This window comes from Paenibacillus naphthalenovorans (genome assembly GCF_900099895.1).
Lineage (GTDB): Bacteria > Bacillota > Bacilli > Paenibacillales > NBRC-103111 > Paenibacillus_G > Paenibacillus_G naphthalenovorans.
Window position 1 is genome coordinate 67,324 of sequence record NZ_FNDY01000012.1, and the last position, 23,354, is coordinate 90,677.

The window sequence follows — 23,354 nt, forward strand, 5'->3', positions numbered from 1 at the left end:
CTGTATTGACAAAACAAGATAACAATAAAGATAAAATTAGAGTGTATGAGTATGCGAAATCCTTGAACATGAGCAGTAAAGAGATTATTACGATTTTAAAACGACTGGGCAAGCCGGTGAACAATCATATGAGCGTAATGGAGAATGATGCGGTGGAAAGTGTGGAGAAATTTTTCAAAGATGTAAAGGCAAATGCAGCGGCAAAGAGAAATGATGGAGCGGCGGCCGCCAAATCGGCCGACAAACCGGCAGGACGACAGGAACCTAAGCAGCAGACGGTTGCAGTTCAATCCAAGCCGGAGCAAAGAAAGTCGGCGGCGCAAGTGCAATCGGCGGCAACCCGACCAAGCAACGCGCCTTCATCGGGCAGACCGCAAGGCCAAGGCGGCGGACAGTCAGGCAGACCGCAGGGCGGTCAAGGTCAAGGTCAAGGGGGGCCATCCTCCTCCAACAGACCGCAGGGCGACAGCAGACAAGGTCAGGGCCAGCATCGTCAAAGCGGTCAAGGAAACCAAGGCGGCGGACGCCCTCAAGGCGAACGCCGTGGCCCGGCGGGCTCCGGTCAAGGACAAGGTCAGGGAGGCGGCTTTAACCGCGGCGGCGGCCAAGGCGGCCGGGGTCCCGGGCAGCGTCCGCAAGGTCAGCAAGGCGGAGGTCAGCAGGGGCAAAGACCGGATGCCCGCAGAAACGGATTGGACCAGCGCGGAGGCAGTAATCGGACTCCCGGGTCTGGAGAGTCCCGATCGCTGGGGAGCGTGCTTCAGGTGGATGTCGACGATAATGTAGCAGCTAAAGGCGCAGCCAACAAGAAAACAAAACTGGGACAAAAACGTTTTGACGATTTTAAATCGGGCGGCAAAGGGCTTCAAAACCGCGGCAATCAAAAGAATCAAGGCAAGGGCGGTAAAAATCACTCCGAGCCTCCGAAGCCGAAGATCGACAATACGCCCAAGAAAATTATCGTTCGCGGTACCATGACGGTAGGCGAGTTGGCCAAGGCGCTTCACAAGGACGCTTCCGAGGTGATTAAGAAGCTGTTGTTCCTGGGCGTGATGGCTACAATCAACCAGGAGCTTGATTTGGATGCGATTCAATTGCTGGCTTCTGATTACGGAGTCGAAGTGGAACTGAAGATTCCGGTTGAGGAAGACAAGTTCGAGCAGTTTGAAGAAATTGACGACGAAGCCGATCTGCTCGAGCGTCCGCCGGTCGTTACCATTATGGGTCACGTTGACCATGGTAAAACGACACTGCTGGATGCGATCCGCAAGACCAACGTAACGGAAGGCGAAGCCGGAGGCATCACTCAGCATATCGGTGCGTATCAAGTGGAAGCTCACGGCAAAAAAATCACGTTCCTGGATACTCCGGGCCACGAAGCATTTACGTCGATGCGTGCCCGCGGAGCTCAGGTGACGGATATTACGATTATCGTTGTAGCTGCGGATGACGGCGTCATGCCGCAAACCGTCGAGGCGATCAACCATGCCAAAGCGGCAAAAGTACCGATCATTGTCGCTGTCAACAAAATTGATAAGCCGGATGCTAATCCGGACCGCATCAAGCAGGAGCTGACAGAATACGAACTGGTACCTGAAGAGTGGGGCGGGGATACGATCTTCTGCAACATTTCCGCTAAACAGCGCATCGGTCTTGAGAACCTGCTCGATATGATTTTGCTTGTCGCCGAGGTTCAGGAATTAAAAGCCAATCCGAATAAACGGGCAAGAGGCACGGTCATCGAGGCAGAGCTGGATAAGGGTAAAGGGCCGGTTGCCCGCATTCTGATTCAGCACGGTACGCTGAAGGTGGGCGACAGTTTCGTAGCCGGCGTTTGCTTTGGCCGCGTACGGGCGATGGTCAACGACAGGGGCCGTAAGCTTAAAGAAGCGGGACCTTCTACACCGGTTGAGATTACCGGCTTGACCGAAGTTCCACAGGCTGGCGATCCGTTCCTTGTCTTTGAAGACGAACGTAAGGCAAGAGCCATTGCCGAGAAGCGTGCGGTGACGCTGCGTCAATCCGAAATGGGGGCGAATGCCCGTGTAACGCTCGATGATTTGTACAAGCAAATCAAAGAAGGCGAAATCAAGGATCTCAACGTCATCATTAAGGCGGACGTACAAGGTTCTGCCGAGGCGCTCAAAGGCTCGCTCGAAAAAATCGATGTTGAAGGCGCACGGGTTAAAATCATACACAGCGGTGTAGGCGCGGTTACGGAATCCGACGTTATTTTGGCATCGGCCTCCAATGCGATCATCATCGGATTTAACGTTCGTCCCGAGCCGCAGGCGAAGAATACGGCTGAGCAGGAAAAAGTCGATATTCGTATGCACAGCATTATTTACAAAGTGATGGAAGAAATTGAGCACGCTATGAAAGGGCTTCTTGATCCTGAATATAAAGAAGTGGTTATCGGCCATGCGGAAGTGCGCAATACCTTTAAAGTGTCCAAAGTCGGCGTGATCGCCGGTTGTATGGTGATCGACGGCAAAATTACACGCAATGCGGAAGTGCGCCTGGTTCGCGACGGCATTGTCGTCTACCAAGGAAAAATCGATTCACTCAAACGTTTCAAAGATGACGCCAAAGAGGTTGCTCAAGGATACGAATGTGGTATATCTCTAGACAAATTCAATGATATTAAAGAAGGAGATACGATTGAAGCCTTCGTAATGGAAACTGTAGAGAGGTGATCCGCATATGGCTAAAATTCGCGTGGGCAGAGTCGGAGAACAAATCAAAAAAGAGCTGAGCCAAATCATCCAGTCGGAGTTAAAAGACCCTCGGATCGGTTTTATTACGGTGACGGGCGTGGATGTAACGAATGATTTTTCTCAGGCGAAGGTCTTTTTGAGCGTTCTCGGCACCGATGAGCAGAAGGAAGAAACGTTGAAGGGACTGACCCGCAGCACCGGTTTTATCCGTTCGGAGCTCGGCAAGCGAATTCGGATGCGCAAGATACCGGAACTCCTGTTCAAATTCGATGAGTCGATTGATTACGGTTCTAAGATTCAAGGGCTTCTTCAGCAAATTAAACAGGAGAACCCGAATATATGACCGCCGGTTACGAAGCTCAGCTCCGATCAGCGGCTGAGTTTATCCGCAATAACGATGATTTCCTGGTGGTATCCCATGTCCAGCCTGACGGGGATGCCTCCGGTTCCACGTTCGCTATGGCATGGCTGCTGAAGTCCCTTAATAAAAAGGCCACGTTGATCAATGAGGGCCGGATTCCGGAGAAGTTCATGTACATGGCCGGCTCGTTTTCTGTCATACCTTACGAATTGGAACGTCCCGAACGGACGTTCAGGACGATTATTTCGGTCGATTGTGCTGATTTTGAGCGTATCGGCCAAGTACGGAGCTGCTTTGCCCCGCAATGGCAGCTCTTAAATATCGATCATCATGCGACAAACGATAACTTCGGGCAAGTCAATCTGGTCCGGGCCGATGCTGCAGCTACAGTCGAGGTGCTGTACGATCTGGCACTGGAGCTTGGCGTCGAGCTGACCCGTGAGCTGAGTATTTGCATTTATTCCGGTCTTCTTACCGATACGGGCGGCTTCCGTTACGCCAATACCACTCCCAAAGTGCTGCAAATTGCCGCCGACATGCTGGCGCGCGGCGTGCAAGGACACAAGCTCGCCGAAAGGCTGCTCGAAACGATGACTTACGGTCAGGTTTCGCTGCTCAAGCGGAGCTTGAGTACATTGTCTTTCGCCCATAATAATCGGGCGGCCTGGCTGTATGTGACACTGGACGATTTGTCGTCCACCGAAGCGACCTCTGAGGATATGGACGGGCTGGTGAACTATGCCCGTAATGTGGAGGGCGTGGAGGTCGGTATGCTGTTCAAGGAGAAGCAGCCCGGATCTGTAAAAGTAAGTCTGAGGTCAGCGGGCCAAGCGGATGTGGCTGCCATTGCCAAGCGGTTCGGGGGCGGCGGGCACGTTCGTGCCGCGGGCTGTACGATCAGCGGCAGTCTCGAGGAAGCGATTGAGCAAGTAGTCAAGGAAGTAGGGAAGGAGCTCTCATGACGCTCGAAGGCATTTTACCGATTTGGAAGCCGAAAGGCTTTACTTCTCATGATGTGGTGGCAAAGGTTCGCCGGATCATACGAATTAAACGAATCGGCCATACGGGCACACTGGATCCTCAAGTGACCGGCGTGCTGCCGCTTTGTATCGGGCGTGCGACCCGGTTGGTCGAGTACGTGCAGGAAATGCCCAAGGCATACGAAGCCGTACTCCGTCTGGGTCTTTGTACGGATACGCAAGATATGAGCGGACAAGTGCTTCAAAGATTGGAGAATCCTGGAGGAAGGGTGACTCCTCAGCAGGTGACCGAGACGATAGCACAGTTCGTTGGAACGATGGAACAAGTGCCGCCTATGTATTCCGCTGTGAAAGTGGAGGGCAAGCGCTTATACGAGTTGGCGCGGCAAGGCGTTGAAATCGAGCGCAAGGCACGCACCGTTACGATCTATAGTATAGAAGTGCTGAAAACGGATTGGTCGGGAGAATTTCCCGAAGTCCGGTTCCGCGTGAAATGTTCCAAGGGTACGTACATCCGGACGCTGTGCGCCGACATTGGTGCAGCGCTCGGAATCCCTGCGGTGATGGGAGAGTTGGTGCGAACGTCTTCGGGCAACATCGGTCCGGAGCAGTGCTTGACCTTGGAGCAGGTGGAAGAGCTTCACGAACGGGGGGCGCTGTCGGATAAGCTGATACCGATGGAACATGTGCTGAGCTGTTTGCCATCGGTCCGTTTGGATGATGAATCAGCCCGAAGAGCGCTGTCAGGACAAAAAATTCGTTTGGAGCCGGCTCATTGGCCGCAGACGGACAATTCACAAGCGGATTCCGGCAAACCTATTGCCGGATTCTCCGGCGAAGGCCGGTTGATCGGTATTTTTGAATGGGATCCGCGGCGCGGACTTTTATTACCAAACAAAATCTTTTCTTGAAGATGGGCGGCAAAGCGTGCCCTATAAGAAATGTAGGTGAAATAAAATACGATGCATACGGTACAGCTAACGTTTCCGCTCCCTGAGGCGTGTGTTGCAGACTCCCGGGTGCTGGCTATCGGCGAATTTGACGGCGTACATCTCGGTCATCGGGAAGTGATCCGTCGTGCGGTCGAGCGTGGGGCCGAATTGCGCCTTCCGGCTGCCATTATGACGTTTCATCCGCATCCCCGTCAAGTGCTGGGGATAGATAAATACACTCAACTGCTGACACCGCTTGCTGCCAAAAAGGAGCAGCTTGAAGCACTTGGAGTTCATACGACGTACATCGTCGATTTTAACGAAACTTTGATGCGGGTATCCCCTGAGCAGTTTGTTGAACAAATGCTTATTCCTTTGAGGGTGAATACCGTATTTGTCGGGTTTGACTTTACCTTCGGCTTTAAGGGCGCGGGCACATCGGACACGCTTTGCAATCTCGCTGGAGGGCGCTTTGCCGTAGAGGTGGTACGTCCGTTCGAGCTTCGCGGAGAAAAGGTGAGCAGTACGCAAATCCGCAACCTGCTTCTAAGCGGCGACGTTCAAGAAGCCGGTCTTCTTTTGGGCCGCCCGTACAAGCTTCAAGGGAGAGTAGTTCACGGAGACGGCCGCGGCCGCACGATCGGGTTTCCCACGGCTAACATTGAGGTGTCGGAAGACTATGTGATTCCGGCCAATGGCGTGTATGCCGTTGTTGCAACCGTTCGGGGACGTAAAGTAGGCGGCGTTATGAATGTCGGAGTCAAGCCGACATTCGATACCGGCCTGCTGCAGCCGGTATTGGAAGCGCATTTGTTTGACTTCTCCGATATGGTTTATGGTGAGACCATAGAGGTGGAGCTGCTCGGATTTATTCGACATGAAAGGAAATTTGGCTCCGTTCAGGAGCTGATTTCCCAAATCCGCCAGGATGCGGACCAAGCGCGTTTCATCATAGCAGAACGCAGATCCATGCAAAACTTATAATATGATTTTACTTTTACAGATGGAATATGATATACTTTGTAACGTTGCCCGAGTGCATATCTCTGGGGATAACAAGCGGGACAATAGAGAAACCTTGGCGTGGAGAATCGAACACTCCAACGATCTCTGGGCCAAAGGAGATTAGATTATTTATGGAGGTGAATTGGAATGGCATTGACTCAAGAACGCAAGCAGGAATTAATCCAAACTCATAAGACGCATGAGAACGATACAGGATCTCCTGAAGTGCAAATCGCAATTCTTACGGAAAACATCGTCAATTTGACCAACCATCTGAAGACGCACAAGAAGGACCATCACTCTCGTCGCGGCTTGCTCAAGATGGTAGGCCAGCGCCGTAAGCTGCTGACGTACCTCAAAAACAAAGACGTTCAGCGTTACAGCGCCTTGATCGAAAAGCTCGGCTTGCGCCGTTAATTTACGGTCATAACAAAAGCAACCACGCTTGTCCTTTGTGCACGCCAGGCCTATGGCGATGGATGCATAGGCTTGCGGGGTTGCTTTTTTTCGGCTACTATTTTCGCAAAAGAAGGAAATACTAATCATTATGCAGAATGCATTATAGATAAACTCGATCCGGCCGCCGCGGTAATTTTCTCCGAAGACGGTCGCTAACACTACATAAGCGATTTCTCGTGTATATGTTTTTTCATGGAGCGAACGCAAATTTTTAGGAGGTTGTTTATGGAGAAGAAGGTGCAAATGGATCTCGGGGGGCGTCCGCTGATTCTTGAAACCGGACGTTTGGCCAAGCAGGCCAACGGAGCTGTTTTAGCCCGCTACGGTGAGACGGTCGTGCTTTGCACGGTTACGGCATCGGCTGAACCGAAAGATTTGGATTTTTTCCCGCTGACGGTAAACTATGAGGAACGGCTTTATTCTGTAGGGAAAATTCCGGGGGGATTCATCAAGCGGGAAGGACGTCCGAGCGAGAAAGCCATACTCGCCAGCCGTTTAACGGATCGTCCGATTCGGCCGTTGTTCCCGGAAGGCTTCCGTAACGATGTGCAGGTCGTAGCGATGGTCATGAGCGTGGATCAGGAATGCGCGCCGGAGATTACGGCGATGATCGGCGTATCCGCGGCGCTCAGCATTTCGGACGTGCCGTTTCACGGTCCGATCGGCGGTGTGATTGTCGGAAGGGTAGATGGACAGTTCGTCATCAATCCGACAGTGGAACAGGCCGAGAAAAGCGACATTCATCTGGTAGTGGCCGGGACCAAGGATGCCATTATGATGGTGGAAGCCGGTGCGGAAGAAGTTCCCGAGGAAGTGATGCTCGAAGCGATCATGTTCGGGCATGACGAAATCCGTAAAATCGTTGCCATACAAGAGCAATTTGCTGCAGAAGTCGGCAAACCGAAGATGGAAGTCAAGCTACATAGCGTGGACGCGGAAGTGAGCCAGGCGGTTCGCGAGTTTGCAACTGCCCGTCTGATCGAAGCGGTGAAGGTTCCAGAAAAGCACGCCAGACAAGATGCGATCGATGCGGTAAACAACGATGCTATAGAGCACTTTGCCGCGGTCTATGCAGAAACTCCGGAAAAGATGGCGGATGTGAAAGAAACGCTTTACGATATCGTAAAAGAAGAAGTGCGCCGTTTGATTACGCACGACAAGGTGCGTCCGGACGGACGCGGATTGGAGGAAATCCGCCCGATCGAGTGCGACATCAATCTGCTGCCTCGTACGCATGGATCAGGACTCTTCACCCGCGGCCAAACACAGGCGCTCAGCGTTTGTACGCTTGGGGCACTGGGCGATGTGCAAATTCTTGACGGGCTGGATTTGGAAGAATCGAAACGGTTTATGCATCATTACAACTTCCCTCCGTTCAGTGTGGGCGAGGCGAGGCCGTTGCGTCCTCCGGGTCGTCGTGAGATCGGTCACGGAGCGCTTGGCGAACGTGCGCTTGAGCCGATTATTCCTTCGGAATCCGAATTTCCTTATACCATTCGGCTTGTTTCGGAGGTATTGGAATCCAACGGTTCGACGTCGCAAGCAAGTATTTGCGCCAGTACACTGGCTTTGATGGACGCAGGCGTTCCGATCAAGGCGCCGGTGGCAGGTATTGCCATGGGACTGATTAAAGATGGAGATCACTTCTCCATTTTGACAGATATTCAAGGGATGGAAGACCACCTCGGCGATATGGACTTTAAAGTGGCCGGTACGGCCAAAGGCGTTACGGCACTGCAAATGGACATCAAAATTGACGGCATTGACCGGGCTATCTTGTCGCAGTCGCTGGAGCAGGCCAAGAAAGGCCGAATGTTCATCCTGAACAAAATGCTCGAGCGCATCGATCAGCCGAAATCCCAGTTGTCGCAATATGCGCCGAAAATTGTCACGATGCAGATCAATCCGGACAAAATCCGCGATGTCATTGGAGCAGGCGGTAAGATCATCAACAAAATCATTGAGGAAACCGGCGTGAAAATCGATATCGAGCAGGATGGCCGTGTGTACATTGCCTCGTCGAACGAGGAGATGAACGAGAAGGCTCGTCAAATCATCGAAGGCATCGTCCGCGAAGTCGTTGTAGGAGAAACCTATCTTGGCACGGTCAAGCGCATCGAGAAATTCGGTTGCTTTGTTGAAATTTTACCGGGCAAAGAAGGATTGGTGCACATCTCGCAGCTGTCTACCGAACGCGTTGGCAAGGTAGAGGATGTAGTGAAGATCGGTGACGCGATTACGGTTAAAGTCACTGAAATTGATGCCCAGGGCCGCGTGAATTTATCGCGCAAAGCGGTATTGACGGCACAAGTTCCGGCACAAAACTAAATCTCATAGTCTTAATAAAGCGGGAATGAAGAAAGAGTCAGAGCAGTCTGTCTCTTTTTTGTTTGGCCTGTTGGTTCTCCGGTTCTAACCTTGTCCCAAAAGGCATATGAATGGGACAAATGAGGAACGACAGGAGAATGCGAAATGAAACGCTACCAGTTGTTGTTCACAGCAGCTTGCTTCGGTGCGGTGCTTGTCTTGGTGCAGCAATCGCCTCAAGTGGAACGATTTGTGCAGCATGCGATACAAAGCAGTGCCTCAACGAATCTGATCGGATCTCCTCTGGGCCAATTAGCCAGGCAGGTATGGCGAGAAGACCCGGATACCCGTAAAGCGAAGCTGCTCGAGCATATTCAAGCGGAGGCGAAGCGGCTGAACGTTGCACCGATTAACGCGAAGGTCGACCGGGTTTGGAAGGCGATACCCGGATATAACGGACTTGAAATCGATGTGGAGAAAACGTTGGAGCTTGCCGAGCGGGAGTCGTTTCCAGATCCGCCCAAGCTTCTTTTCAGGGAGGTTCCTCCTCAAGTCGGCTTGGAGCAGCTCGGGCCTCATCCGGTCTACAAGGGGAATCCGAATAAGCCGATGGCTGCTTTTATGATCAACGTCGCTTGGGGGGAAGAATATTTACCGGTCATCCTGGAGACGTTGAAGAAAGAAAATGTGCGCGCAACGTTCTTTTTTGACGGATCGTGGCTTCGTAAAAATATTCCCATGGCCCGGACCATCATGGAGCAGGGGCATGAGATGTCCAATCACGCGTATTCCCATAAGGATATGAGTAAATTAAGCCGGGCGCAGGCATTCGCCGAGATCAGTAAAACCGAAGAACTGTTAAAGCGGGAACTCGGTGTAGACAATAAGCTTTTTGCACCGCCTTCCGGGGACTTCAATCAGACTACGGTGGAGATCGCGCACAGCATGAAGCTGAGAACCATCCTTTGGACGCTCGATACCGTAGACTGGAAAAACCCTGAACCTTCCAGCATCGTCCGTAAAATTGAGACAAGAATAGAACCCGGCTCGCTTATTCTCATGCATCCGACCTCCTCCAGCAGTAAAGCGCTCCCGGGAATGATTCGCGTGATCAAATCCAAGGGGCTCCAGCTTGGCACCGTCAGTGAAGTCATTTCCCCGCAGCGGGTGCCCAAGGTTGAGTCGGCTGAATATTAATGTTAATATCTAAATATTATGCGCAAGCGTATCATTCATAGCAGGACTTAAGGAGGCTCGATGGCTTGGACAAATATACGCTTAACAATGGGCTGAGAGTCGTGGTAGAGAAAATACCGACAGGCCGCTCGGTGGCTTTCGGCATTTGGGTCAAAACCGGATCTCGCGATGAAAATGAAACGAACAACGGTATCTCGCACTTGATTGAGCACATGCTCTTCAAAGGTACGGATAAATATTCGGCAAAGGATATTGCCGAAATTTTCGACGGTATCGGCGGCAACGTGAATGCATTCACGTCCAAGGAATATACCTGCTATTATTGCAAAGTGCTTGATGAGCATCTGCCGATGGCGGTGGAAGTATTAGCCGATATGTTCTTCCGTTCCACGTTTGACCCCGTGGAGCTGGAGAAGGAAAAAAATGTAATCTATGAAGAAATCTCCATGTATGAAGATACGCCGGACGATATGGTTCACGATTTGATTGCCAAAGCGGCTTTCGGCAACCACTCGCTCGGATATACGATCATCGGCACGCAGGACAACTTGGCGGCCATGAGTTCCGATACGCTCAAGAATTATATGAAATCCCGTTATACGATAGAGAATACGGTGGTCAGTATTGCCGGTAATGTAGATGACAACGTCGTTGAACTGATTGAACGTCATTTCGGTGAATTTTCCGTTCAAGGCGGGGACCGCATCACGCCTCCGCCAGGATTTCGCAGCGACCTTCAGTATTTTCAGAAAAAGACGGAACAAAACCATATCTGCCTTTCGTTCCCGGGTTTTTCAGCCAAGGATGATCAACTGTATGCGATGATTCTGCTGAATAATGCGATCGGCGGAGGGATGAGCTCCCGGTTGTTCCAGGAAATTCGCGAAAAGCGCGGACTTGCCTATTCCGTGTACTCTTATCATACGGCTTATCAGGATGGCGGCTTGTTCACGATTTACACCGGAACGGCTCCAAAGCAAACAGAAGAGGTGCTTAAGATTACAATGGAGCTCCTCGCTGATTTGAAAGCAAACGGCTTAACGCCGGCGGAGCTGAAAAAAGGCAAGGAACAAATGAAGGGCAGTCTCATTCTAAGTCTCGAAAGCACCAGCAGCCGTATGAACCGTCTCGGCAAGAACGAACTGATGCTGGGTAAGCATTACAGCTTGGATGAGATGATCGAGCGGATTGAAAGGGTAGAGATGGAGCACATTCAACAGCTGACGGCAAGGCTGCTTTCCGAGCCGTTCGCTTTGGCAATGGTAGGGCAAACGGATGAAGCCATCGCCGGGTTCGGGAGGGATCGCCTTGTTTAATGCATTTGAAGTTAGAATCAAGCGTCTCCCGGGCAATGAGGATATCCCGCTTCCACAGAAAATGTCTCAGCTGGCAAGCGGGTTCGATCTGTATGCCGCGGTAACCGAGCCTGTGACGCTTGAGCCGGGCGCCCGGGCACTGATTCCTACCGGTTTTGCGCTTGCCATGCCTGACGAGCTGGAGGCGCAAATCCGGCCTCGCAGCGGGCTGGCATTCAAACACGGCATTACCTCCCTCAACAGCCCCGGGACGATTGATGCGGATTACCGGGGAGAAGTGAAGGTGCTGCTGATCAATCACGGTCAGGAGCCCTTCATCATCGAGCGGAAGGAACGGATTGCGCAGATGGTTTTCCAACTGGTGCCGCAAATCCGGCTTACGGAAGTTGAAGAACTGGACGATACGGTGCGCGGAGCAGGAGGCTTCGGGCATACGGGCACAAAATAATATCATATCCCGGAAGAAGGCGTTCTCCCATTCCAAGCCACGGCTCGGAACGGGAGAACGTTTTTTTTGTTCAGGAGAAGATGCGGCAGGGGCATTAGCCGGATTTTTTCAGAGTTCCGCTGTATTCCCGGCCGGCCCCTTGGAACCCATCTTTGGGCTTACGCATAAGATGTTTTATCGAAAGCGACATAGAAAGAGGTGAGATTGATGCTGACCGGGATTCATGTGGCGCTGATCGGCGGCGATGCCCGTCAGCTCGAAGTCATACACAAATGCTCCGAGCTGGATGCTACCGTAGTGCTGATCGGATTCGACAATTTGCAAAACGGGTTCAGCGGAATCACCAAGGCAGAACTGACGCCCGAGGTTCTTGAGGGAATGGATGCCGTCATTTTGCCTGCTGTAGGTACGGACGACTATGGACATGTAGAAAGTCTCTTTGCGTCAAAGGAATTGCGTATAGAGGGTAAACATATAGCGGCGCTGCCGAAGAAGGCAAAGGTATTTGCCGGCATGGCGAAGACTTACTTGCGTGAACTGTGTACCAAGGAGGGTATAGAGCTGATAGAGCTATTTGACCGGGATGATGTGGCCATATACAATTCGATACCCACCGCCGAAGGCGCCATCATGATGGCGATTCAAAATACGGATATTACGCTGCACGGTTCCGAATCGATGGTGCTTGGTTTTGGCCGGACAGGGATAACGGTAGCCAGAACACTGCAGGGCATGGGCGCCAGAGTGAGGGTTGGCGTGAATAAACCGGAATATTATGCCAGGGCCTTGGAAATGGGGATGAACCCTTTTTATACCAAGGACCTGATCACCAATGTATCTCATGTCGACTTGCTTTTCAATACCATTCCGTCGATGATTATTACGGCCCAGATTATAGCCAACATTCCTCATCGAGCCGTCATTATCGATCTGGCCTCGAAGCCGGGGGGAACGGATTTCCGTTTTGCCGAAAAACGGGGAATCAAGGCGATCCTTGCCCCCGGGCTTCCGGGCATCGTTGCGCCGAAAACGGCAGGACGCATCATTGGCGACACCATTACGCGGATTATTATGGAGGATGCAAATTCAAGGAGGAATAGGTAAAATGAATTGGCAGGGTCTTACGGTAGGTTACGCTATGACGGGCTCTCACTGCACTTTTGAAGAAGTTATGCCGCAAATCCGGCGTTTTGTGGATGCGGGAGCCAAGGTGATTCCTATTGTATCCAATACGATCATGACGACGGATACGCGATTCGGAACGTCGGAAAGTTGGCAAAAACAGTTGAAACAGATCACAGGAAATGATATTATTTCTTCAATTGTAGATGCAGAACCGCTCGGACCTTCGAAGCTGCTGGATGTACTGGTTATCGCTCCATGTACAGGCAATACGACAAGTAAATTGGCCAATGCCATGACAGAGAGCCCGGTACTGATGGCGGCGAAGGCGCAAATGCGCAACGGCCGGCCGCTGGTGCTGGCGATATCGACGAATGACGGGTTGGGCCTGAACGCGATGAATGTGGGCAAGCTGCTCATTACGAAGAATATTTATTTTGTCCCTTTCGGTCAGGACAATCCGCAAGCCAAACCGAATTCGCTTGTGGCCCGGATGGACTTGATTATGGAAACGTGCGAAGCGGCGCTTCAAGGCAAGCAGCTGCAGCCGATGCTGATTGAACGGTTTAATTACTGATCATACATTTTACTTATATCATCATAGGGGAGAGACGTACACATGTCGAATCAAAAATTGTTTAATGTCGCTGTAGTAGGTGCAACAGGTGCTGTAGGAGAACAAATTATCCGTTTGCTGGCCGAACGGAATTTCCCTATTGGTGAACTCAAGCTTCTCTCATCCGCACGGTCAGCGGGCAAGAAAATCAATTTCAAGGGTCAAGAAATTACCATTGAAGAAGCCAAGCCGGAAAGCTTCCGGAATGTGGATATCGCTTTGTTCAGCGCCGGTGGCGACGTAAGCCGCGCGCTCGTGCCGGAAGCGATCAAGCACGGAACGATCTGCGTGGATAACACCAGCGCCTTCCGGATGGACCCGGATACACCGCTAGTGGTGCCGGAAGTGAACATTGATAAGATTAATGAAAACAAGGGAGTCATCGCGAACCCGAACTGCTCGACAATCCAAATGGTGCAGGCCCTAAAGCCGTTGTACGATCGTTACGGGATTTCGCGCATTATCGTTTCCACATATCAGGCTGTATCGGGTGCAGGGGCAAGCGCGATCAGGGAAACGCTGCGCCAATCCCGTGCCGTACTCGACGGCCAGCCGGTGGAACCGCAAATTTTGCCGGTCGGATCGCTTCCGGTCAAGCATCAAATTGCGTTTAACGCCATTCCGCAAATCGATAAATTCGTAGATAACGGATTTACGTATGAAGAAATGAAAATGATCAACGAAACCAAAAAAATTATGGGCGACGAATCTCTGGAGGTTACCGCCACCTGCGTGCGCATTCCGGTCGTTTATGGACATTCGGAGTCCGTATATGTCGAATTGAAAAGCGACTTTGACGTGGAGGAAGTGAAGAATATCCTCGCTGAAGCGCCGGGAATCGTTCTGCAGGACAATCCGGCGGAGCAGCTGTATCCGCTCGCTACGGAGGCGGCAGGCAAGCTGGAGACATTCGTTGGACGTGTACGCCGCGATCTGAGCAACCCTCGGGCGCTGAACATGTGGATTGTTTCCGATAATTTATTGAAGGGCGCTGCTTGGAATGCGGTCCAAATCGCGGAATATATCGCGATCGAAAAATAATCACGGACAACTTCGGCTACCAAATCGGCTTCCTGCATGATGCGGGAAGCTTGGTTTTTGCTCAATCTTTGAAAGGCTACTCAAGAAGGGGAGATCTTGATGAAGATCCTAGTGCAGAAATTCGGAGGCACGTCCCTTTCCACAGCTGAAGCCAGAGCACACGTTATCGAGCATATCCAGGACGCATTGAAGCAAGAATACAAACTAGTAGTTGTCGTATCGGCTATGGGACGCAAGGGCGAACCTTATGCAACGGATACTTTACTGGAATGGATCCGTCAGAACGGAGACCGGCTGCCTGACAGGGAACAGGATATGCTGCTCTGCTGCGGAGAGCTGATCTCGGCGGCGACCTTATGCAGCCTGTTGAACGCGGCGGGCATTCCATCGACGGTGTTGACCGGCGCGCAAGCCGGAATACGAACCAACGATACGTTTGGCAACGCTCAAATCACATCCTTGCAGCCGGGGCGTATACTTGAACTGCTCGACCAAGGAAACGTTGTCATCGTTGCCGGTTTTCAAGGCGAAACGGCTGACGGCGATTTTACGACGCTGGGACGAGGCGGAAGCGATACGTCTGCAACCGCTCTGGGCGCTGCGTTGAACGCGGAGATTGTCGATATCTTTACCGATGTGAGCGGCATATTGACGGCTGATCCGCGAATCGTTGACGACGCACAGCCCCTGTCGGTCGTCTCGTATATGGAAATATGCAATATGGCGCATCTCGGCGCCAAAGTCATTCATCCCCGAGCGGTGGAAGTAGCCATGCATGCCGGTATTCCGGTTCGTGTGCGTTCCACGTTCTCGAAGGATCCGGGTACGCTTGTCACGCATCCTGACGCGATCAAGGCTGCAACGGGAACCGTTCAAGACCGATTCGTTACAGGGATAGCCCATGTGCCGGGTATTTCACAGATCCGCGTATCGGCAAAGGAAGGCAGCTATGACCTTCAGCTGAATGTATTTAAAGCGATGGCCCGTCAACGAATCAGCGTGGATTTCATCAATGTGAATCCTTCGGGAGTAGTGTATACGGTCTTTGATCATGAGGCCAACCGGGCGGCCGATACGTTGGTGGAAATGGGGCTCAGTCCCCAAATTACGCCGAATTGCGCCAAGGTGTCGATCATCGGCGGGGGCATGAACGGCGTTCCGGGCATCATGGCACATATTGTTGAAGCGCTGACGGAGGCAGATGTGCAAATTTTGCAGTCCGCGGACTCCAATACCACCATCTGGGTGCTGGTTCAGGAGGAAGACATGGCCAGAGCCGTAAGAGCGCTGCATAAGCAGTTCAAACTATACAGAACAATGAAGTAGGAGGAGTTTTGTCGTGGATTTTGGAAGACTTATAACGGCAATGGTAACGCCTTTTGATACCGACCTGAAAGTAGATATCGCTGGGTTTGAGAAATTGATCGACTACCTTATCGACGAACAGCAAAGCGATAGCCTCGTGGTTAGCGGTACAACGGGGGAATCTCCGACGTTGACGGAGGAAGAAAAACTGGAGCTTTTCCGGACCGCGGTGAAGCATGTCAATGGTCGTTGCCCTGTTATCGCAGGCACAGGCAGCAATGATACCGCCCACTCCATCCATTTATCCAGGGAAGCGGAAAAACTCGGTGTAGATGCTCTGCTGTTGGTGGCTCCTTATTATAACCGTCCTTCTCAAGAAGGTCTGTATCAGCATTTTAAAGCGATTGCCGAGTCGGTAAACATTCCGGTCATTTTGTATAACGTTCCCGGACGTACAGGTGTGAACATCGACGCCGATACGACGATCCGCTTGTCTCATATCCCGAATATCGTTGCCACGAAGGACTGTGCGGATACGGATCAGCTGACCCAGATCGTAAGCGGAGCTGCTCCGGGTTTTCTGGTCTACAGCGGTGACGACAGTGCTGCGCTTCCGGCCATGTCGGTTGGAGCACATGGCATCGTGAGCGTAGCGAGCCATGTAGTTGGAAAAGAAATGCAAAATATGATAAGATGTTATGTACAGGGAGATGTACAGGGTGCGGCAAGACTTCACGGTCAATTGCTTCCGATATTCAGAGGATTGTTCTTCTGTCCGCATCGCGTGCCGAATCCTGCGCCGGTGAAGCATGCGCTTCAACTCAAAGGAGTATCGACGGGAGGCGTGCGTTTGCCTCTCGTGAATGTTACCGAACAAGAAGGACAATTCATTGCATCCCTGTTTGAATGAGGTCTTCGAATGAATCGGTGCCATTCCGGCATCGGTTTTCTTTTTTTTGGATACAATACGAATAACTAACGGCGGACGGCGTGATGCTGATCAGCTTGTAAATGGTTAATTTGTTCATGTATAATGGTGGCAAGTGACTGGTGCGGTATATTTTTGGTTTTAGCTCATATCTGAATCGTCGTCAATTAATTTGAGGAGGTTTATGTACTTGTCCAAGAAAAATATAGACAAATTAACGATTTTCGCCTTGGGCGGCGTAGGTGAAATCGGAAAGAACATGTATGTTGTGCAATACGCGAACGATATTGTAGTGATTGACTGCGGATTGAAATTTCCCGAAGAGGACATGCTCGGAATCGATATCGTCATTCCGGATATTTCCTACCTGACGGAAAATCGCGATAAAGTCCGGGGCATTCTGATTACCCACGGACACGAGGATCACATTGGCGGATTGCCTTACGTGCTGAAGCATTTGAATGTACCTGTTTACGGTACGAGATTGACCATGGGACTCATCGAAACGAAATTAAAAGAAGCGAGTCTGCTTGGCGAAACCAAACGAATCGTCATTACGGCCGATTCCGAATTGAAGCTGGGCTGCATGACCGCAACATTCTTCAAAACGAATCATAGTATTCCGGATTCGGTCGGGGTGTGCTTGGAGACTCCGGAAGGGAATGTTGTGCATACCGGAGACTTCAAGTTCGATCAGACACCGGTAAACGAGCAGCATGCTGATCTCCACCGGATGGCAGCCATCGGACATAAAGGCGTGCTGGCCCTGTTATCGGACAGTACGAATGCGGAACGCCCGGGCTATACCGGTTCGGAACGCAGTGTCGGGGCGGAGATTGAAGAGGTGTTCCGCAAAGCGAAGCAGCGTGTCATTATCGCAACCTTCGCGTCCAATATTCACCGGATTCAGCAGGTAATCGACGCATGCGAGAGCACTCGCCGCAAGCTCGTTGTGATCGGCCGCAGTATGGTGAATGTAGTAAGCATCGCGAGCGAGCTCGGCTATCTGCATATTCCGGACGGCATGCTGATTGAGCCGGAAGAAGTGAATAAACTCGCTTCGGACCGTGTTGCCATTCTCTCGACAGGATCTCAGGGCGAACCTATGTCAGCCCTTACACGCATGGCGCGTTCGACCCACCGGAAGGTGGACATTTTACCGGGAGACACGGTCATCATCGCGGCCACACCGATTCCGGGCAATGAGCGCTATGTGGGACGTACAGTGGACGAGTTGATGCGGATCGGCGCAAATGTGATTTACGGACCGGGTTCCATCACAGGTGTGCACGTCTCGGGACACGGAAGCCAGGAAGAGCTGAAGCTGATGCTCAACATCATGCGTCCTAAATATTTCATCCCGATTCACGGGGAGTACCGCATGCTGCGTCAGCACGGGATGTTGGCGGAGTCTGTGGGCATACCGCGGGAAGATATTTTCATCGTGGACAACGGGGATACCGTGGAGATTCAAGATGGCGTGGCGCGCAAGGGCTCCAAAGTTCCTGCCGGCAACATTCTGATTGACGGACTGGGCGTGGGCGATGTAGGCAACATCGTACTGCGCGACCGCAAACTGCTCTCACAAGACGGAATTCTCGTTGTCGTGGTGACACTCAGCAAGCAGGATGGGGCGATTTTGTCCGGCCCGGATATCATTTCCCGAGGTTTCGTATACGTGCGGGAATCGGAAGGGCTGCTTGAAGAAGCGAACCGCATTGTGACCAGCACACTGCATCGCTTGATGAATGAAAATGTGAATGAGTGGGCGTCTCTCAAAACTCATGTGAAGGACGCGCTCGGACGATTTTTATATGAACAAACCAGAAGAAGACCGATGATTCTCCCTATTATTATGGAAGTCTGAAACTGTCCACCAGTCATAGCACCGTTAACTTAATAAATGTCACTTACATGAAAAAAGACCGCCTGTGTCCATCATCGACGCAGAGCGGTCTTTATGCGGTTCGGCGCATATTTTTGCGCTCCCGTATCATACTAAGGGGAGATTTTAACACTCTAGGGGGAATGTGACATGGCATTTGAAAATAATCAAGAGCAGACGCAGCCCATGACAGAAGACGCGAGAAAGAACGCTACAGTCGATGCTATTCAGCAGTTAGGACAAACGAATGTTCCAACCAACGAGTCTAATATCTTCTGCATGACGATAATTGGCCAGGTAGAGGGCCATCTTGTGCTTCCTCCGCAAAATAAAACGACAAAGTATGAGCATATCATTCCGCAGCTGGTAGCGGCGGAGCAAAATCCGAAAATCGAAGGCGTATTGATCATTCTGAACACGGTCGGCGGCGATGTGGAAGCGGGGCTTGCCATCGCGGAGATGATCGCCACCTTATCCAAACCGACGGTGACGCTGGTTCTGGGCGGCGGTCACAGCATCGGCGTTCCCATAGCCGTTTCGGCCAATTACTCCATCATTGCCGAGACGGCTACGATGACCATTCACCCCATCCGGCTGAACGGATTGGTTATCGGAGTGCCGCAAACGTTTGAATATTTGGACAAAATGCAGGAAAGGGTTATTCGTTTCGTCACACGCCACTCCAGAGTCGAGGAAGACAAATTCAAAGAGCTGATGTTCAAAACGGGGGAGCTGACCCGGGATATCGGAACGACGGTGATCGGATCGGATGCGGTTCGCTATGGTTTAATCGACGCGTTAGGCGGCGTAGGGGAAGCGATTCAAAAGCTCAACGAGATGATCGAAGAACGGCGCAGAGCCCAGGGAGGAATGGTCCAATGATTCATTATACGGTGCTTCCGCTTGAAGCAGTGATGGAAGGCATTGATCATGAGGACTTTCCAAGACCGGTTGAAATCGTCATGAATGGAGTCACGATGCAGGTGCACCCTATCAATGCCCGGCAGGCGAGGATCGTCCGTTTAATCAGCTGCAACCTGCAGGACTATTTGAACCCGCAGTATGCACCCGGAAGAATGATTGAATTTCAGCCATTTCTGCAGGGCTAAGGATCGAATTTACATTCCTTACATTCAGCTTCACCCCAGTTTATGGTATAATGAATCCTCGGGGGGTGAGCGGTCTTGTCCAAGAAGAGGAAGAGGGGCAAAGGACTTAAAACGAATTTGAAATTTGAACTGTACGGCATATTGATTTTGACATTGTCAATCATCGCTTTATCCCGTGAGGGCTCCGTAGCCCGCGCCCTGACTTATCTGTTTCGCTTTCTGATCGGAACGTGGGACTTTGTTATACCGTTAGTGTTTATATACGCTGCCTTGTATGCGATGATGAAGCGGTCGTGGCCGGTCTGGAGGACATCCCGTAAAACGGGTCTGCTGCTGATTCTTCTTTCCCTGCTGCTGATGAGCCATATCAGTCTGTTTGCCCAGCTTTATGAAAAAGCGGAGTTTACCGCAGGTCAAATCTGGTCGCAAACATGGATCGGCATGATTGACGGACTTGAACCGACGATGCAGGGCCAGGAAATTTTGACTGCCGGGGTAGGGGGCGGGATGATCGGCGCCTTGATCTACTCCGTTCTGTACTATTTGTTTGATAATTTGGGGGCGCGGCTGATCCAGTATACGTTGTTTATTGCCGGGTTTCTGTTGGTGACAGGTATCTCGCTGGGCGATGTACTCAACCGGGTAAGAGGCCGGAAGCCTTTTGCCGATACGCTGTTAGGTCAGTATATCAAACGGAAGCTGCTGGAACGTCATCAGCGGAGGCAAGCTGTCAATAAGGTGAAGAAAAGAAAACCGGCTGTTGCTTATATTCCGGAACCGGATGAAGAATATGACGAGGAAACGTACAAGCCGGAAAAGAAAAACCGCGGGTCTGGAAAGAAGCGCGCGCTTTTCTTCGAGCTGTTAAATCCCTCCAAAGGCGGCAGCAAATCGGCTGATAAGGTGTCAGGAGGTCCGGACTCCGACCATTCTTCCGATAGCGAGGAAGAGATGGTGACCGTGTATACCAGAGCAGAGGATGAACGATCGCTTCTGTCGGGAAATGAGCCTCCTGTGGCTGAATTCAATGATCCTGCCATCCCGGTTATCCGCGATTTCCAGGAGCAGGTACAGCAGGAGACGGTGTTAGCCACGGGAGCCAAGGGAGAAGGCGGCGCTTCCTCCGGCTCTAAAGCCGCAGCTCAAGAGTCGGCCGAACACGAAGGCGGAACGGAAGATTTCGATATGAAGAACAAGCCTTTGGAGATTCCATACGAGCTTCCGTCCCTCCAGCTGTTATCCAAGCCGTCGTCAGGCAAAGGCGGCGATGCGCTCGATTACAAAGCCGTTGCCCGTAAGCTGGAGGCGACGCTGGAAAGCTTCGGCGTTAGAGCGAAAGTGCTTGAGGTGGTCCGTGGTCCGGCCGTGACCCGGTATGAAATTCAACCTGATGTCGGTGTGAAGGTGAGCCGAATCGTGAGCTTAACGGACGATATTGCGCTTGCCCTGGCTGCCAAGGACATACGGATGGAGGCGCCGATTCCGGGGAAATCCGCTATCGGGATCGAGGTGCCGAATACCGAGGTGTCCGTCGTTACGATGCGCGAGGTCATGGAGAGCCCTACGTTCCAGGATGCCGCTTCCAAATTGTCTATAACACTGGGCCGGGATATTTCTGGACAGCCGATTGTAGGCAATCTCGCGCGCATGCCGCATTTGCTCGTTGCCGGAGCTACGGGTTCGGGAAAATCAGTCTGCATCAACGGCATCATCACGAGTATATTGTATAAAGCGAAGCCGGATGAAGTTAAATTTTTGATGATTGACCCGAAAATGGTGGAGTTGAATGTGTACAATGGCATCCCGCATTTGCTGGCTCCGGTCGTTACGGATCCGAAACGGGCTTCCTTGGCGCTGAAGAAGGTTGTCGTTGAGATGGAGAAGCGGTACGAACTGTTCTCCAAGAGCGGCACGAGAAACATTGAGGGCTATAATGCGATGCTGACGGAAACCCAAACGGGAGCTCCGCTGCCGTATATTGTGGTGATCGTGGACGAGCTCGCGGATCTGATGATGGTCGCTGCCAACGACGTAGAGGATTCGATCTGCCGTCTTGCACAGATGGCTCGGGCTGCAGGGATCCATTTGATCATCGCAACCCAGCGGCCGTCCGTCGATGTCATCACGGGCGTCATTAAAGCGAATATTCCTTCACGGATTGCCTTTGGCGTTTCATCCCAGGTGGATTCCCGGACGATACTCGATTCGGTCGGAGCTGAAAAGCTGCTGGGACGCGGGGATATGCTGTATTTGCCGATGGGCGCTTCCAAGCCCGTGCGTGTGCAAGGGGCTTTCCTGTCCGATGCCGAGGTCGAGGCCGTTGTGAGCTTTGTGCGGACGCAGGGAAAAGCCGAATATGTCGAGGACATGGTGCCTCAAGTGGAAGAAAGGCAGGAAGAGCAGAATGAATTTGAGGATGAACTGTATGATCAGGCGGTTCAGATCATCCTGGAAGCCAAGCAAGCCTCTGTTTCCCTGCTGCAGCGCCGGATGCGCGTCGGGTACACGCGTGCGGCGAGGTTAATCGATACGATGGAAGCCCGCGGGATTGTCGGTCCGTATGAAGGCAGCAAGCCTCGCGAAGTGCTTGTTTCCCTCGAGCAGTATCAGATCAACCGCATGAGCTCGTGATGAAGGTCGTACATAACACCCAGATATTACCAATTCTGCTTGAATAGAAGCTGACTCCCTTTCTCATAATAACCGTAAAAAGGTTGCCAAAATGAAGTGGGAAAGGTGAGTATGATTACAATGAATAAACGATTGGTTGTTATTACCGTTTGTTTAATTTTCGTTTTGTTTGCCGGTTTTGAACTTAAGCATCGCTATAGCACGGAGCAAACGTTCAGCAAGAACGAAATCCGTTATGGAGCTTCCTCCACTGCGGATGTGTACGAGCTTCAAGGAAGGCTTAAGTTTTTGGGCTTTTATAAAGGAAGGGTGGACGGCGATTTCGGCTATCAGACCTTGAAGGCGCTCAAGTGGTTTCAATCCGAGTTCGGGTTAAAGGTTGACGGTATCGCCGGAAGTAAAACCAAATTGAAGCTTTGGGAAGCGACGAAGGCCTGGAAGCCCAAAGCCGAGGACTTGCCTCCTTGGGTTACCGGGGGACGGCAGGGTCAAGCCTCGGGCGGAGGCGGCGGCCAGGAGCGGGCATCCGGGGCACCGACAGGAATGACGCCCTCAACGCGTTTCGGATTGTCACAGCAGGATCTGAATATTATGGCTAACGCTGTGTACGGGGAAGCCCGCGGGGAGCCGTATATCGGCCAAGTCGCCGTTGCGGCTGTTATCTTAAACCGCGTGAAGTCTCCAAGCTTCCCCAATACCGTTTCCGGAGTCATTTTTCAACCTAGAGCATTTACCGCCGTTGACGATGGACAAATCTGGCTGACTCCAAACGATACGGCACGCAAGGCCGTTCAAGATGCGTTGAATGGCTCGGATCCTACCGACGGCTGCCTGTATTATTTCAATCCGGAGACAGCGACGTCCGCCTGGATCTGGACGCGTCCTCAAGTCAAACAAATCGGAAAACATATTTTCTGCAAATAAAGCATCAAGTAGAAGTAACCCTGCTGCGGTTGCTTCTTCTGTTTATAGAGGAATATAATGGATCATGTGAA

General features: G+C 51.7%; 20 protein-coding genes. All 20 read left to right on the forward strand.

What is annotated here, in order from left to right; genetic code table 11:
- The first annotated feature begins 5 nt into the window (after positions 1 to 5).
- The 20 genes from infB to sleB all read left to right on the forward strand — a co-directional run bounded on the left by infB (position 6) and on the right by sleB (position 23,283).
- On the forward strand, positions 6 to 2,696 hold the full coding sequence (infB, locus tag BLT35_RS13725; protein WP_074728455.1) for a translation initiation factor IF-2: 2,691 nt from the start codon (positions 6 to 8) through the stop codon (positions 2,694 to 2,696).
- A gap of 7 nt (positions 2,697 to 2,703) precedes the next feature.
- A complete protein-coding gene (rbfA, locus tag BLT35_RS13730; protein WP_062408003.1) occupies positions 2,704 to 3,060 on the forward strand; it encodes a 30S ribosome-binding factor RbfA in 357 nt (118 codons plus the stop codon).
- Complete coding sequence (locus tag BLT35_RS13735) at positions 3,057 to 4,040, forward strand: DHH family phosphoesterase (RefSeq protein ID WP_062408005.1); 984 nt, start codon at positions 3,057 to 3,059, stop codon at positions 4,038 to 4,040. Before rbfA ends, BLT35_RS13735 begins: the two co-directional genes overlap by 4 nt.
- The gene (gene truB / locus BLT35_RS13740) at positions 4,037 to 4,969 is read left to right on the forward strand and encodes a tRNA pseudouridine(55) synthase TruB (protein ID WP_054818105.1); all 933 of its coding nucleotides are present in this window, start codon (positions 4,037 to 4,039) and stop codon (positions 4,967 to 4,969) included. The genes BLT35_RS13735 and truB overlap by 4 nt, the downstream gene beginning before the upstream one ends.
- Positions 4,970 to 5,020: 51 nt before the next feature.
- Entirely contained in the window at positions 5,021 to 5,974 is a 954-nt protein-coding gene (locus BLT35_RS13745; RefSeq protein WP_054818106.1) for a bifunctional riboflavin kinase/FAD synthetase, read from the forward strand.
- A 168-nt stretch (positions 5,975 to 6,142) separates the two neighbouring features.
- Complete coding sequence (gene rpsO / locus BLT35_RS13750) at positions 6,143 to 6,412, forward strand: 30S ribosomal protein S15 (protein ID WP_062408008.1); 270 nt, start codon at positions 6,143 to 6,145, stop codon at positions 6,410 to 6,412.
- A gap of 267 nt (positions 6,413 to 6,679) precedes the next feature.
- Positions 6,680 to 8,782: a polyribonucleotide nucleotidyltransferase gene (gene pnp, locus BLT35_RS13755; RefSeq protein ID WP_074728457.1), complete on the forward strand. Its 2,103-nt coding sequence runs from the start codon at positions 6,680 to 6,682 to the stop codon at positions 8,780 to 8,782.
- Positions 8,783 to 8,926: 144 nt separating this feature from the next.
- Positions 8,927 to 9,958, forward strand: coding sequence for a polysaccharide deacetylase family protein (locus BLT35_RS13760; protein ID WP_054818108.1), 1,032 nt, complete (start codon positions 8,927 to 8,929; stop codon positions 9,956 to 9,958).
- A gap of 65 nt (positions 9,959 to 10,023) precedes the next feature.
- Entirely contained in the window at positions 10,024 to 11,274 is a 1,251-nt protein-coding gene (locus tag BLT35_RS13765; RefSeq protein ID WP_074728459.1) for a M16 family metallopeptidase, read from the forward strand.
- Positions 11,267 to 11,722: a dUTP diphosphatase gene (dut, locus tag BLT35_RS13770; protein ID WP_256830222.1), complete on the forward strand. Its 456-nt coding sequence runs from the start codon at positions 11,267 to 11,269 to the stop codon at positions 11,720 to 11,722. The genes BLT35_RS13765 and dut overlap by 8 nt, the downstream gene beginning before the upstream one ends.
- A 207-nt stretch (positions 11,723 to 11,929) precedes the next feature.
- A complete protein-coding gene (gene dpsA, locus BLT35_RS13775; protein WP_062408012.1) occupies positions 11,930 to 12,826 on the forward strand; it encodes a dipicolinate synthase subunit DpsA in 897 nt (298 codons plus the stop codon).
- Between the two features lies 1 nt (position 12,827).
- Positions 12,828 to 13,421: a dipicolinate synthase subunit B gene (locus tag BLT35_RS13780; protein ID WP_054818110.1), complete on the forward strand. Its 594-nt coding sequence runs from the start codon at positions 12,828 to 12,830 to the stop codon at positions 13,419 to 13,421.
- Positions 13,422 to 13,463: 42 nt separating this feature from the next.
- The gene (locus BLT35_RS13785; RefSeq protein ID WP_062408016.1) at positions 13,464 to 14,501 is read left to right on the forward strand and encodes an aspartate-semialdehyde dehydrogenase; all 1,038 of its coding nucleotides are present in this window, start codon (positions 13,464 to 13,466) and stop codon (positions 14,499 to 14,501) included.
- A gap of 99 nt (positions 14,502 to 14,600) precedes the next feature.
- Entirely contained in the window at positions 14,601 to 15,827 is a 1,227-nt protein-coding gene (gene dapG / locus BLT35_RS13790; RefSeq protein ID WP_074728461.1) for an aspartate kinase, read from the forward strand.
- A gap of 13 nt (positions 15,828 to 15,840) precedes the next feature.
- Complete coding sequence (gene dapA / locus BLT35_RS13795; protein ID WP_054818111.1) at positions 15,841 to 16,716, forward strand: 4-hydroxy-tetrahydrodipicolinate synthase; 876 nt, start codon at positions 15,841 to 15,843, stop codon at positions 16,714 to 16,716.
- A gap of 208 nt (positions 16,717 to 16,924) precedes the next feature.
- Positions 16,925 to 18,601, forward strand: a complete 1,677-nt coding sequence (locus BLT35_RS13800) for a ribonuclease J (protein ID WP_054818112.1) — start codon at positions 16,925 to 16,927, stop codon at positions 18,599 to 18,601.
- A 168-nt stretch (positions 18,602 to 18,769) separates the two neighbouring features.
- Positions 18,770 to 19,501, forward strand: a complete 732-nt coding sequence (locus BLT35_RS13805; protein WP_062408020.1) for a ClpP family protease — start codon at positions 18,770 to 18,772, stop codon at positions 19,499 to 19,501.
- On the forward strand, positions 19,498 to 19,728 hold the full coding sequence (locus BLT35_RS13810) for a YlzJ-like family protein (RefSeq protein ID WP_054818113.1): 231 nt from the start codon (positions 19,498 to 19,500) through the stop codon (positions 19,726 to 19,728). The genes BLT35_RS13805 and BLT35_RS13810 overlap by 4 nt, the downstream gene beginning before the upstream one ends.
- Positions 19,729 to 19,803: 75 nt before the next feature.
- Entirely contained in the window at positions 19,804 to 22,359 is a 2,556-nt protein-coding gene (locus BLT35_RS13815) for an FtsK/SpoIIIE family DNA translocase (RefSeq protein ID WP_062408022.1), read from the forward strand.
- A 120-nt stretch (positions 22,360 to 22,479) separates the two neighbouring features.
- Positions 22,480 to 23,283, forward strand: a complete 804-nt coding sequence (sleB, locus tag BLT35_RS13820; protein WP_074728463.1) for a spore cortex-lytic enzyme — start codon at positions 22,480 to 22,482, stop codon at positions 23,281 to 23,283.
- Positions 23,284 to 23,354: the final 71 nt, after the last annotated feature.